Genomic DNA, 13,400 nt, shown 5'->3' with positions numbered 1-13,400 from the left:
ACTATGAAAACGATACTCGAAAAAATAATACACCATAACCACCTTACCAAAGCTGAGGCACATCAGTGCATGCTGGCCATAGGCAATGGCGAGGTAAACGACGCCCAAACCGTAGCCCTGGTTACCGGCATACAAATGCGCGGCTTGCAGCTAAACGAACTCATGGGGTTCCGTGAGGCGCTCTTAGAACTTGCGCTGCCCATGAAATTTGATGTAGGCGAAAGCATAGACGTGTGCGGTACGGGTGGTGATGGTAAAAACACGTTCAACATTTCTACGGCTACGGCGTTTGTGTTGGCATCATTAGGCTACAAAGTAGTAAAGCACGGCAACTACGGCGTGAGTTCGCTGTGCGGATCGAGCAACGTGCTGGAAGCATTAGGATACACCTTTGTAAACGACTGCGACAGCCTCCAACGACAACTCGATGAGGCCAACATTTGCTTTATGCACGCGCCGTTATTCCACCCGGCACTAAAGGCCGTGGCCCCCTTACGTAAGGCATTGGGCATTGCCACGTTCTTTAACAGCATGGGGCCGTTGGTAAACCCTGCCCACCCCACGCACCAGCTTACGGGTACGTATAGTTTGGAGTTGGCACGCCAATACCAGCACACGTTACGCAGCGAGCGTAAGGAATTTACTGTACTGCACGGCATGGACGGTTTTGATGAGCTGACCTTCATCGGGGTAACCCGTATTTTAGGGCAGCAACGCGATGTGCTTTTGGGTAATAATCCATTGGAAAAAACCATCGCATTACCTGAAATCAGCGGAGGCGAAACCGTGGAGGAAGCTGCTACGTTACTGGCAAACCTACTTTCAGGGAAAGGCACTGAACCACAAAATATAGTACTGGCAGGTAACGTGGGGCTTGCCTTGCAAACCTTCCATCCGGAAATGGACTTTGAAACGGCGTTTGCCAAAGGATACGAAGCCGTGAAAAGCGGCCTTGCTATTAATCACCTAAAAAAGATAGCATCATGAACGTACTGGATAACATCATAGGGAACAAGCGTAAAGAAGTCGCCCTGCTGAAAGAGCAACGTACTTTAGAAAGTTTTAGCAAAAGTCCTTATTTTGAGCGCGAAACCCTTTCGCTTAAAGCATTTATTATGGCTTCGGGGTTTGGAATTATTGCTGAAATTAAGCGTAAATCACCCAGCGGCGGCGACATAAAAGCCGATGTAAACATAACCGAACAGGCACATTTTTATGAGCAAAACGGCGCTTCGGGAATTTCGATACTAACTGATGAATCTTATTTTGGAGGAAGCATTAACGATGTTCTGGAAGCTCGGGAAGCGGTAAGTATTCCGCTGTTGCGCAAGGAATTTATAATCGACGAAATTCAACTGTATGAAGCCAAAGCGGCAGGTGCCGATGCTGTACTGCTCATAGGCGCAGTACTACAACCCGAAGAAGCAGAGCATCTGACAAAAGCAGCCCACAGCTTGGGATTAGAGGTATTGTACGAAGTGCATACCCGCGAGGAAGTTGCCTTTATTCCTGCCGAGGTAGACTTAGTAGCGGTAAATAATCGCGACTTAAAGGCGCAACAAACCACCTTGCAGCACTCGTTTGACCTGGCACCTATACTACCTGCAAACGTGCCACTAATTTCGGCATCAGGGATTAAAACTCCGGAAGATATTGCCTTGCTAAAAGCTGCCGGTTTTAACGGGGCGCTCATTGGCGAAAGCATTCTTAGGGATGGACATTTGGCACAGCTAACCCAAAACCTAAAGCCATGATTGTTAAAGTGTGTGGGCTAACCGACAATGCAGAAAGCCGTGCTGTTGCTGAATTGGATGGTATAGATATGCTTGGCTTTATCTTTTACGAAGGTTCGTCGCGGTATACCGAAAGCACATTGGCAACCACCAGAAAGAAAGTGGGTGTGTTTGTAAATGCTACGTTGGATTATGTACTTGAGAAAATAAATACGCACACCCTAAAAGCAGTGCAACTCCACGGTAGCGAACCACCGGAATATATAAAGCAACTGCCAAAAGGTATTGAAATCATAAAAGTATTTGGTATTGCTTCGGCAGAAGATTTGGAACAAACCAAAGCCTATGAAGGATTGGCTGATATGTTTTTGTTTGATACCAAAAGCCCCAAGCACGGCGGTACAGGCACGGCGTTTAACTGGCAGGTACTGGAAAACTACAAAGGCGAAACACCCTTTTTGCTGAGTGGCGGTATCGGGCCGGAATCGGTGGAAGCACTGAGGAAATTCAGCCACCCGAAACTAGCGGGTTACGATTTAAACAGCCGCTTTGAGTTGGCACCCAAAATAAAAGACGTGGCACTAATTGCTAATTTTTTAAACGAAATGAAACCATGAACACATCATATTTAGAAACTGACGCACTGGGCTTTTATGGCGAATTTGGCGGGGCGTACGTACCCGAACTCCTGCGCCCAAATGTAGAGGAACTGGAAGCGGCCTTTAACAGCTATTGCTTTACCGAAGCCTTTGAAACCGAATATACCAACCTGCTGCGTGATTTTGTCGGCAGACCTACGCCATTGTATTACGCTGCACGCTTAAGTGATAAGTACGGTGCGCACATTTACCTGAAGCGCGAAGACCTGTGCCACACCGGGGCACATAAAGTGAACAATACCGTGGGGCAGATTCTGTTGGCGAAACACATGGGCAAAACCGATATTATAGCCGAAACCGGTGCGGGTCAGCATGGTGTGGCTACGGCTACGGTATGTGCTCTTATGGGTCTGAACTGTATTGTGTACATGGGCGAAAAGGACATAGAACGCCAGGCACCAAACGTGCAGCGTATGAAAATGCTGGGCGCCGAAGTGCGCGCGGCGGTATCGGGCAGTAAAACGCTTAAGGATGCTACTAACGAAGCCATTCGCCACTGGATAAACCACCCCGATTCCTATTACCTCATCGGTAGCGTGGTAGGGCCGCACCCCTACCCTAAAATTGTAGCGTACTTCCAGTCGGTAATCTCAAAAGAAGTAGAACAGCAACTTTTGGAAAAAACCGGCAAATCATCACCTGATAAAGTGGTGGCTTGTGTGGGTGGTGGTAGCAATGCTGCCGGGGCTTTTTACCAGTTTTATGATAACGAAAATGTGGAACTTGTAGCGGTAGAAGCCGCAGGTTTCGGCGTACATTCGGGTAAGTCGGCAGCTACGAGCTTGCTGGGTACGCCGGGCGTGCTGCACGGCAGCCTTACGCTGTTAATGCAAGACGAAGACGGGCAGGTAACCGAACCGCATTCTATTTCCGCGGGGCTTGATTATCCGGGTATTGGGCCGCTGCACGCGCACACCATAGCCACGGGCAGGGCAAAAGCCATTGCCATAACCGATGATGAAGCCCTTGAAGCGGCACTGGAACTCTCAAGGCTTGAAGGCATTATCCCGGCATTGGAAAGTGCACACGCGCTATATGCGTTAGGTAAAATGGCACTTAAAAAAGACGACGTTGTGGTGGTAAACCTTAGCGGCCGAGGCGACAAAGACATGAATACGTATATGGATAAATTCCCGAACCTATGAATCCGTTTAAGAAAGATAAAAAACAACTGAGCATATTTGTAACTGCGGGCTACCCGGAGTTGGACAGCCTGAAACCGCAACTACTGCAACTACAGGACTTGGGCGTGGACTTTGCCGAAGTGGGCATACCCTTTAGCGACCCTATGGCCGACGGCCCTGTAATACAGGAAACGAGTACCATAGCCCTGCAAAACGGCATGAAACTGGAACTGCTGCTGCAACAACTTGAAGCCGCCAGGAGCGAAATAAACATTCCGCTGGTGCTTATGGGATATCTTAATCCAGTACTGCAATTTGGGTTAGATACCTTTCTTAATCGATGCCAAAAGCTGGGTATTGCCTCGCTGATATTGCCCGACCTTTCTCTGGAGCTATATGAAACCCGCTACAGGGCTGCTTTTGAAAAATATGGAGTACCGGTTACGTTCCTTATTACGCCACAAACCCCGGACGAGCGTGTGCAGCGCATTGCCAAAGCCTGCGAAAATAGTTTTGTGTACCTGGTGGGGCAAAACAGCATTACCGGGCAGGGATACAGCATTAATGATGCGCTTACAGCCCGGTACGCCGCACTGAAAGTGCTATGTGGTGCTACTCCCCTATTCATTGGCTTTGGTATAGACAGCCGCGATAAAAAGGAAAAGGCTTTTGAAAGTGTAGATGGTGCCATTGTGGGTACGGCGTATTTAAAAGCTGTGAAAAATGGTAGGGAGAAGGAGTTTGTGAGGGGATTGTTGTAAACTAAATTTAGGTACTTTTACAACACCAATCTTCCTGAATTATGAAAAGAACATTCGTTTATTTATTTGCGACAATTTTTTTAGCAAGCTGTTCGTCAAAACCTAACAATGCGTTACCTGAAGTAGACTACTCTATAACCATTTCGGGTTCTTTTCCGTTAAAAGTTGGTGAACTTGATTTAAATGACAGCAGAAACTTTATTGCCCTAAACGATGGTGTTTTAAACAAAATACAGACGGTTGCAGATGATTTTGCAAAGGAAGCTATGTATCCCGAAGATCTTAAAGAACAAGAAAAGGCTCTTATCCGAACCGTACAGCTTCGTGATAAAGACTTCACCCTATATGTTATTCTACTAAAATCCTACGTAGGCAGCGAGGTTACTGCGAAAGTTTTGTTTTACAAGAATGAGACAAAAGAGTTTTTAAAAGATGATTTCGAATTAAAACTGTATGCGTTATACCAATATCGTGACGGAAAATTAACACCATCGAACCTTAAAGAACTGTTTAAAATTACAACTCCGGAAATAGAACTAACTGATTATAATAAGGACGGTATAAACGATTACAAATTTACCCGACTGTGGCACAACGGCACTTTTAATGCCATACATACCACTATTATTAGTGTTACCAATCAAAAAACTGACACGTTGTTTTTTAAAGAGGAGCCCATCGGGAATAAGTTATAAAAGATTGCCTCACTCCGCTGCGCTGCGTTCGCAATGACAGACCGGATTGGGGCGCTTTATCGCGCCTGTCATCGCGAGGAACGAAGCGATCTCTTGCGCTTACAAAAGTAATCAGCAGTGAGATTGCCGCACTGCGCTGCGTTCGTAATGACAGACTGTATTGGGCTGTTTTCTTCAAGTACGTCAGCGAGGAACCAAGCTATCTACATCAGTTTTTTCTACCCCTCCCTTAGGGCACCCCTCCACAGGAGGGGAATATCCACTCAATGTCTTCGGACATCGGACTTCCGACTTCCACTAGCCTATGACATCGAGCTTTGCAAAACGCAGTAGCAGTTTTTTAATACCGCCTACCTCAAAGTGTATTTCCGCTTTACGGTCGGCACCAACTCCCTCTAGGTTCAGTACTTTCCCTTTACCAAAGCGTTCGTGTATAACAATATTACCCGGTTGCAACTTGCTGTCGGGCATAGCCGGACCACTCGATGGTGCCGGGCCATTACCTGCCATAGGCTTAAGGCGGCGGATGGGCATATCATGCTTTGGCTCATCTCCTGTAACCCATTTCGGTGGGGTACCGGCAACAGGTTTGCTTTGGCGTAGTTTTGATTTGTCTACATCGCCAAAAATATCGGTATTAACCATTGGCTTATAGCGGTAATTGGTTTCTACCGGCGTAAGGTATTCCAGGTATTTATTGGTAATTTCTTCAATAAAACGGCTTGGTTCGCTGTCTACCAGTTTGCCCCAGCGGTAGCGGCTTTGCGCATAGGTAAGGTATGCCTGATGTTCGGCACGGGTAAGCGCCACATAAAACAGGCGGCGTTCCTCCTCCAGCTCGCTGCGGGTATTCTGGCTCATGGCACTCGGGAAAAGGTCTTCCTCCATACCTACAATAAACACATGCGGAAACTCCAGTCCCTTAGCTAAGTGAATGGTCATTAGTGCCACACGGTCATCATCGCCGTTATCTTTATCCAGGTCTGTAGCCAGGGCCACATCTTCCAGAAACTCAGATAGCGAACCTCGTGCGCCATCTACCTCTTTTTGCCCTTCTATAAAGTCGCGCATACCATTTAGAAGCTCCTCTATGTTTTCTATACGGGCTATACCTTCTGGTGTGGCATCTTTTTTAAGTTCCTGTACCAGTCCGGTTTTTTTAGTCACCAGGTCGGCCAGGTAAAACGCGTCCTGCGTTTCATTTGCCACCTGAAAACTCTTAATCATGGTTACAAAATCCTGCAATTTGGTTTTTGTACCGCTGTTAAACCTCAGGTCTATACGGTCAAGGTTTTCCATAACCTCAAAAACAGAGCGGCCGTAGTGGTTAGCCGCCACTGTAAGCTTATCCAACGTAGTATCGCCAATACCTCTTGCAGGATAGTTAATAACACGTACCAAAGCCTCCTCATCTTTCGGGTTAATGACCAAGCGCAGGTAGGCCAGCACGTCTTTGATTTCCTTGCGCTGGTAAAACGATAAACCGCCGTAAATACGATACGGAATATCGCGCTTGCGTAATGCATCTTCTATGGCGCGGCTCTGGGCATTAGTGCGGTACAGCACAGCGAATTCGCCGTTTTTCATCTGGTTACGCATTTGCTCCTCAAAAATGGTACTGGCTACAAAACGGCCTTCCTCGGCATCGGTAAGGCTGCGGTGTACTTTAATAGGCGGGCCATCGTCATTAGCGGTCCACACCACTTTTTCGAGCTTTACCTTGTTGTGATCTATAATAGAGTTAGCCGCCTCTACAATGTTACGGGTAGAGCGGTAGTTTTGTTCCAGTCGAAACATTTTTACCCCATCATAATCTTTCTGGAAGTTAAGGATGTTGTTAATGTTTGCCCCCCTAAAGGCGTAGATACTCTGAGCATCATCCCCTACCACACAAATGTTTTGGTAACGGTCGCTCAGTGCACGTACAATAAGGTACTGGCTGTGGTTAGTATCCTGGTACTCATCTACCAGTATGTATTTAAAACGTTCCTGGTATTTTGCCAATACCTCCGGAAACCGATTCAGTAATTCATTAGTACGCAACAGCAGGTCGTCAAAATCCATGGCACCTGCCTTAAAACAGCGGTCTACATAGTTTTGATAAATCTCACCCAGGCGCGGCTTTTTGCTCATGGCATCGGCCTCCTGCAGTTCAGGGTTATTATAGTAAGCCTTAACGGTAATCAGGCTGTTTTTGTAAGACGATATACGGCTTAGCACCTGCTTAGGTTTATACACGTCTTTATCCAGCTGCATTTCTTTTATTATAGAAGAAATAAGCCTTAAGCTGTCCTGGCTGTCGTAAATGGTAAAGTTAGACGGGAAACCCAGCTTATCGGCTTCCATACGTAATATTTTGGCAAAAACGGAGTGAAATGTACCCATCCACAGGTTTTTTGCCTCGCTTTTACCCACAATGTGCGATATACGTTCTTTCATTTCGCGGGCAGCCTTATTAGTAAAGGTAAGTGCCAATATATTAAAGGCATCTACCCCCTCGCTCATAAGGTAGGCTATGCGCAGGGTAAGCACACGTGTTTTACCCGAACCCGCACCGGCTATAACAATCATAGGCCCGTCTTTTTGCAGGGTGGGCGCCTGCTGGGCGTCATTTAGTCCGCTTATATACTTATGAATATCCATCCTTTATCTTTACAGGTGCAAAATTAGCGATTTTCGGCGGTAAATTTTTCCAAAAATATTTAGGTTAACACGCTAATAAAAACATATTTCGTTAATTTCGCCTTGCGTTTGTAGTGCTTTAACTACGGGCACATTAAAAACCTATTTTATTAAATTACTATGAGCACCGACAAATTGCTGGAACTTTTATTTTCCGCTGTACCTACCATTACCGTTGCTGTACTGGCTTACTTCTTTTTCCAGAACTATTTTGAAAACGAAAACCGCCGCCGCAGGTATGTTTTGCACAAAGACGCACAGAAAAGTACACTGCCGCTTCGCTTACAGGCATACGAGCGCCTTAGCCTGTTTTTAGAACGCATAGACCCTACAAGGCTCCTTACCCGTGTAGTGCCGCAAGGCAGCGATAAAACCGAATACGAAAACTACATTATAGCGCAAATAGAGCTGGAGTACGAGCATAACCTTACCCAACAGGTGTATGTTTCTGCAGAATGCTGGAACGTAATTACTACTGCTAAAAACGCTACCATACAAACCATACGCAAAACAAACATGAGCCCGCGTATAGACAGCGCTTATAAACTGCGCGAGGAACTGCTTACCGACTTATTTGAAAAACAAAGCCCGAGCAGTATAGCCCTGGCACACCTTAAGCTAGAGGTATCTGAGCTTTGGGACTAAAAGCCTTTTGTTATTATAGAAAAACGCCCGCTTTTAAACAAAAGCGGGCATTTTTTTATAATGTACTGAACTTATTAATGCAATTACTCTAAACCGTAGCTTATGCTTACGTTAGCGGTTATGGTTATTTCACCCGGTGCCAGGGTTTCTTTAGTATCCATCATGGCTGCCGCTTCTTTATACATCGCCGTCCTTACCATTGGGTAATAGGTTTGGCTGTTATCGGTTACTAACAGGGCTTTGCCCAGTTTTTGCCCTAACGCTTTCGTATAATCATCAGCTTTTTTGCGGGCATCGGCTACAGCCTTCATGCGCGCTTCGCTTTTGTACTGTTCCTCTTTGCTGGTTTTAAAGGTAACACCGTTTATGGTATTAGCACCGGCATCCATAACCCCCATCATTATAGCATCATAGCGGCTTAGGTCGCGCAGGTGTATGCTTATGGTTTGGGTAGCACTGTACTGAAACTTCTTTTTCTCGGTTTCGTAGCGGTTAAGGCTTACGCGCTCGGTTTGTATATCTTTAGGATCCAGCTTTTGTGCTTTCAGGTATTTTAAAATAGCATCTATGGCAGCATCATTTGCTTTTTTTACGGTATTGGCATCGCTACCGGTATTGCTTACCCCTATGCTTATTTCGGCTTCATCGGGTACAACGGTTACTTTACCTTCGCCCGCTACACTTATTTGTGGCGGTGTGTTTTGTTGCACCTGGGCAAAACCAAAACTACTTACGGCAAACACTAAAGCTAATAAAATCTTTTTCATGGTATTTTTTGTTTTTATGTTATCTCTTATAAGGTATAAGCCAAAATCTGTGCCAGTTTTACAGTTTTCCCATCTTGTAAAGTACAAACAGTAGCACAATGGGTGCTAAAAGCAACAGTACCAGCCAAAGCTCTGTTTGCAATAATTCGGGCATACGGATAAGCGTAACCAGGTACCCCCCTACTGCGCCTCCAAAGTGCGCGGTGTGGCCTATGTTGTCGCGTCGGGCACGCATACCATATATAGAAAAAAGCATGTATGCCAAACCAAAAATCCAGGCCGGGATGATAAAGTTTACCCTTGCATCGGGCTGGAGTAATACGGCCGAGAATACTACCCCCATAATAGCCCCGGATGCGCCCAGTGCCCTGTAGCTGTACTCGTTACGGTGCAAATACAAGGTAAGCAGGCTACCGGCTACCAAACTGCAAAAGTATACCAGCAAAAACCCTACACTCCCCAGATATGCTACTACCAAAGGGCCAAAGAAATACAGGGTAAGCATATTTAGTAAAAGGTGCTGTAAATCGGCATGCAGAAAACCGCTGCTAAACATACGTATTTGTTCGCCCGCACGTATACTCCCTACATGAAAGTCGTAGTTACGTAAAAAATAAGGATCATTAAATCCCTTGAAACTCACCAGAGCTGTAACAGCCATTACTACAATAAGCACTAAATCTATCATGCTAAACAATCTTTAAAATACTGTACTGCGAAATAATAAAATTTTTACGTTTTTATTAAAAATAACCAAGATAAATTTACGTTTAAATAATAAAGCTATATTTACAAAAATTTTAATTTTAATGCAAAGACTCGCATATTTTATTGCCTATCCATTAATTTTTGGCATCTCTATACTTCCTTTCCCTATTTTGTACTTTTTTTCTGACTGCGTTTACGTTTTAGTGTACCATATTATTGGCTACAGAAAGAAGGTAGTCCGCGAAAATATGAAAATGGCACTACCCAATCTTACCCACAAAGAACAGCGAAAAATAGAACGGCAGTTTTACCATCATTTTTGCGATAGTTTCCTGGAAATGATAAAGACAATGGGTATGTCTTTAGACGAGGTATGCAGACGCTTTAAGCTTACCAACCCCGAAGTGCTGCAACAACTGGAACAGGAAGGAAAAAGCGTAGCCATACTTACAGCACATTATGCCAACTACGAATGGATACTGGGACTAAGCAAGCACCTTACCACATTTGTAGGCTTTGGTATTTATAAACCTATAAAAAACGTGTATTTTGACAGGTTGGTGCGCAAAATTCGCGGTAAGCTAAAATCAGAACTTATAGGCATACGCGATGTAATACCTACCATGCGCAAAAACGTACGCGAGGGCAAACACGGGTTTTACGGTTTTGTAACCGACCAAAGCCCCATGCTGAGTTCGGCCATACACTGGGGAAAATTCTTCGGGCAGGAAGTACCGGTACAAATAGGCGGCGAAATGCTGGCTAAAAAGGTAGGACTTAATGTGGTATATGCTAAAATAGATAAGGTAAAACGCGGCTACTACGAGTGTACGTTTATAAAAGTAGAAGGCGACATAGCTGCAATACCTAACTTTGAGATTACCGATAATTACATGAAGTTGCTGGAACAGCAAATTATAAAAGCGCCGGCCTACTACCTGTGGACACACAAACGCTTTAAACACTGTAAAAAAGAAGCTGAAAGTAACGGGTGTTGCTAAAATATATACGTAAGATATACCTTATTTTTTTAACACCAACAAGACGTGTACTATACAAGGCGATTAAATAAAATAGTATCTTTGCAGTATTATTTTATTACCTGATGCAACGACTTGCCTATATACTGGCATACCCCTTAATCTGGCTAATTTCTATATTACCTTTCCCGGTACTGTACCTAATTTCAGATGCGGTGTATGTGCTTGTTTACCACGTTATTGGTTACCGAAAAAAAACGGTACGTAAAAATTTTAAATTGGCCCTGCCACACCTTACCGAGAAGGAAAAACTGGTGCTGGAAAAACGCTTTTATCACCACTTTTGCGACAGCTTTCTGGAGATGGTAAAAACACTTACTATTACCGACAAACAAATCAATGAGCGTTTTGTGTTTACTAATTTTGATGTAATACACGAAATGGAAGCCGAAGGCAAAAGCGTATCGGTACTTATAGGGCACTACGCCAGCTATGAGTGGCTGCTACTTATGCACACCCGCCTTAAAAACCCCAATTTTAAGGGGTACGGTATTTATAAGCCCATAAAAAACGTATACTTTGACCGGCTTGTGAAGAAAATGCGCAGCCGCTTTAATGCTGAACTGGTGGGCATTAAAGAAATAATACCACTTATGCGTAAAAACGCCCGCGAAGGAAAAATGGGTTTTTATGGTTTTATTACAGACCAAAGCCCTATGCTGAGCTCGGCAATACACTGGGGTAAATTCTTTGGGCAGGAAGTACCTATACAGATAGGCGGCGAAATGTTATCTAAAAAAATAGGGCTTAATATGGCGTATGCCAAAATAGAAAAAGTAAAGCGTGGCTACTACCAATGTACTTTTATAAAAGTGGAAGGCGACATAAAACAAATACCAAACTACGACGTAACCGACGGTTTTATGCGTATGCTGGAAGAGCAAATACTAAAAGACCCAGCCTATTACCTGTGGACACACAAACGCTTTAAACACAGGAAAAAAGAAAATAAGAAAAATTAGTTTGCTAAATATAGTAATGTACTAATGTATCAATGTAACAATTTTAGCCTAAACGAATTACTACATTGATACATTACTACATTGATACATTGATAAATTGTACTACAACGTAAACCACTCTTTAAGCAGAGCATCGGTATTACGTGGTTCATTTTTATGAACAAACTCGTTACTGCCTTTTATGTAATTGTAGTCTGCAGCCCATTCTCTAAAGTTCTCTGCCAATGCCTTAATACTATCGCACACGTAAGCAATCTCTACATTTGTAGTGGTAGGGTGAATAGACATGCGTATCCATCCCGGTTTTTGTATAAGGTCGCCCGCTGTTATTTTGTCGGTCAGGTAATGGCTTTGCTCCTGATCTACGTGCAGCAAATAGTGCCCGTATGTACCGGCACAGCTGCATCCGCCACGGGTTTGTATGCCAAAACGGTCGTTAAGCAACTTTACGCCAAGGTTATAATGCAAATCTTTTATATAAAATGAAATCACACCCAGCCTGTTTTGGTGCTGTGGTGCCAATATGTTTAAGTTGGGTATTGCACCTAATTCGGCAAATACATAATCTGTAATTTCCTTTTCGCGCTTCAGGATGTTGTCTACACCCATCTGCTCTTTAAGCTTTATGGCAAGCGCCGTTTTAATCACCTGAAGAAACCCCGGTGTGCCACCGTCTTCGCGCTCTTCAATGTTATCCAGGTACTTGTGCTCACCCCACGGGTTTGTCCAGCTTACGGTACCTCCCCCCGGATGGTCTGGTACCATATTTTTATACAGCTTTTTATTAAAAACCAGTACCCCTGCTGTACCGGGGCCTCCTAAAAACTTATGTGGTGAAAAGAACACCGCATCCAGATATGCCTCCGGATCGTGCTCAGGGTGCATGTCTATGGCTACATAAGGTGCACTACAGGCAAAATCTACAAAGCACACACCGTTATACGCATGTACAAGCTTCGCAATTTCATAATATGGCGTTTTAATGCCCGTAACATTACTACAGCCGGTAACCGATGCTATTTTAAGGGTGTAATCTTTATATTCTTCAAGTAATTGCGCAAAACTATCCAGGCATACAAGCCCCTGAGGGCAGGCTGGTATAACCACTACCTTGGCTATGGTTTCCAGCCAGGATGTTTGGTTACTGTGGTGCTCCATGTGGGTAACAAACACTACCGGACGTTTTTCATCGGGTATAACCGTATGCGCCCTAAGGTTTTCAGGAACCTTAAGCCCTAAAATGCGTTGGAATTTATTTACCACCCCCGTCATCCCTGTACCATCGGTAATCAGCACATCATTTGGGCCGGCATTAACGTGGTGTTTTATAATGTGGCGTGCCTCGTGGTAGGCATTAGTCATTGCGGTACCACTAACCGTAGTTTCGGTATGCGTATTTGCCACAAACGGCCCGAAATCGTTCATCATTTTTTCCTCAATGGGGCGATACAGGCGTCCGCTGGCAGTCCAGTCGGTATACACCATTTTCTTAAGCCCGTAAGGCGACGTAAACTCCTGATTTACACCTATGATATTCTCCCTGAATTTACAAAAATAATCCTCAAGGGCAGACGATTGCGTTTTCTCTTCGGCTGTAAGCATACAATTTCGTGTTGTTATGGCA

At 44.5% G+C, this 13,400-nt stretch carries 13 protein-coding genes; 9 read left to right on the top strand and 4 right to left on the bottom strand.

Annotated features, from left to right (window positions below; translation table 11 throughout):
- The first annotated feature begins 3 nt into the window (after positions 1-3).
- The 6 genes from trpD to ACLI08_RS06905 are packed head-to-tail and all read left to right on the top strand — an operon-like array spanning position 4 to position 4,972.
- Positions 4-987 carry an anthranilate phosphoribosyltransferase gene (trpD, locus tag ACLI08_RS06930; protein WP_411427737.1) on the top strand — a complete coding sequence of 328 codons (984 nt, stop codon included), beginning with the start codon at positions 4-6 and terminating at the stop codon, positions 985-987.
- The gene (gene trpC / locus ACLI08_RS06925; protein WP_411427736.1) at positions 984-1,754 is read left to right on the top strand and encodes an indole-3-glycerol phosphate synthase TrpC; all 771 of its coding nucleotides are present in this window, start codon (positions 984-986) and stop codon (positions 1,752-1,754) included. The genes trpD and trpC overlap by 4 nt, the downstream gene beginning before the upstream one ends.
- Positions 1,751-2,350, top strand: coding sequence for a phosphoribosylanthranilate isomerase (locus ACLI08_RS06920; protein WP_411427735.1), 600 nt, complete (start codon positions 1,751-1,753; stop codon positions 2,348-2,350). The genes trpC and ACLI08_RS06920 overlap by 4 nt, the downstream gene beginning before the upstream one ends.
- A complete protein-coding gene (trpB, locus tag ACLI08_RS06915; RefSeq protein ID WP_411427734.1) occupies positions 2,347-3,537 on the top strand; it encodes a tryptophan synthase subunit beta in 1,191 nt (396 codons plus the stop codon). Before ACLI08_RS06920 ends, trpB begins: the two co-directional genes overlap by 4 nt.
- Positions 3,534-4,277 carry a tryptophan synthase subunit alpha gene (gene trpA, locus ACLI08_RS06910; RefSeq protein WP_411427733.1) on the top strand — a complete coding sequence of 248 codons (744 nt, stop codon included), beginning with the start codon at positions 3,534-3,536 and terminating at the stop codon, positions 4,275-4,277. The genes trpB and trpA overlap by 4 nt, the downstream gene beginning before the upstream one ends.
- A 41-nt stretch (positions 4,278-4,318) precedes the next feature.
- On the top strand, positions 4,319-4,972 hold the full coding sequence (locus ACLI08_RS06905; RefSeq protein ID WP_411427732.1) for a hypothetical protein: 654 nt from the start codon (positions 4,319-4,321) through the stop codon (positions 4,970-4,972).
- A gap of 297 nt (positions 4,973-5,269) precedes the next feature.
- Here the strand turns inward: ACLI08_RS06905 and ACLI08_RS06900 are convergent, their stop codons facing one another.
- Positions 5,270-7,615: an ATP-dependent helicase gene (locus tag ACLI08_RS06900; RefSeq protein ID WP_411427731.1), complete on the bottom strand. Its 2,346-nt coding sequence runs from the start codon at positions 7,613-7,615 to the stop codon at positions 5,270-5,272.
- 159 nt (positions 7,616-7,774) lie between these two features.
- Between ACLI08_RS06900 and ACLI08_RS06895 the strand changes: the two genes are divergently transcribed.
- On the top strand, positions 7,775-8,299 hold the full coding sequence (locus ACLI08_RS06895; RefSeq protein ID WP_411427730.1) for a hypothetical protein: 525 nt from the start codon (positions 7,775-7,777) through the stop codon (positions 8,297-8,299).
- 83 nt (positions 8,300-8,382) lie between these two features.
- Here the strand turns inward: ACLI08_RS06895 and ACLI08_RS06890 are convergent, their stop codons facing one another.
- Together ACLI08_RS06890 and ACLI08_RS06885 are read right to left on the bottom strand one after the other, a co-directional pair.
- Complete coding sequence (locus tag ACLI08_RS06890; protein WP_411427729.1) at positions 8,383-9,066, bottom strand: SIMPL domain-containing protein; 684 nt, start codon at positions 9,064-9,066, stop codon at positions 8,383-8,385.
- A 58-nt stretch (positions 9,067-9,124) separates the two neighbouring features.
- Positions 9,125-9,754 (bottom strand): rhomboid family intramembrane serine protease, encoded by a 630-nt coding sequence (locus ACLI08_RS06885; RefSeq protein WP_411427728.1) that lies wholly within the window; start codon positions 9,752-9,754, stop codon positions 9,125-9,127.
- A gap of 121 nt (positions 9,755-9,875) precedes the next feature.
- Between ACLI08_RS06885 and ACLI08_RS06880 the strand changes: the two genes are divergently transcribed.
- The gene (locus ACLI08_RS06880) at positions 9,876-10,775 is read left to right on the top strand and encodes a lysophospholipid acyltransferase family protein (RefSeq protein ID WP_411427727.1); all 900 of its coding nucleotides are present in this window, start codon (positions 9,876-9,878) and stop codon (positions 10,773-10,775) included.
- Positions 10,776-10,879: 104 nt separating this feature from the next.
- Positions 10,880-11,776 (top strand): lysophospholipid acyltransferase family protein, encoded by an 897-nt coding sequence (locus ACLI08_RS06875; protein WP_411427726.1) that lies wholly within the window; start codon positions 10,880-10,882, stop codon positions 11,774-11,776.
- A gap of 102 nt (positions 11,777-11,878) precedes the next feature.
- Here the strand turns inward: ACLI08_RS06875 and ACLI08_RS06870 are convergent, their stop codons facing one another.
- Complete coding sequence (locus ACLI08_RS06870; RefSeq protein WP_411427725.1) at positions 11,879-13,378, bottom strand: aminotransferase class V-fold PLP-dependent enzyme; 1,500 nt, start codon at positions 13,376-13,378, stop codon at positions 11,879-11,881.
- Positions 13,379-13,400 lie beyond the last annotated feature (22 nt).

The sequence above is a fragment of the Flavobacterium sp. RNTU_13 genome (assembly GCF_046614455.1).
Taxonomy (GTDB): domain Bacteria; phylum Bacteroidota; class Bacteroidia; order Flavobacteriales; family Flavobacteriaceae; genus Flavobacterium.
Note: the sequence above shows the minus strand (reverse complement) of the source record. Positions and strands in the feature narration are given on the sequence as shown.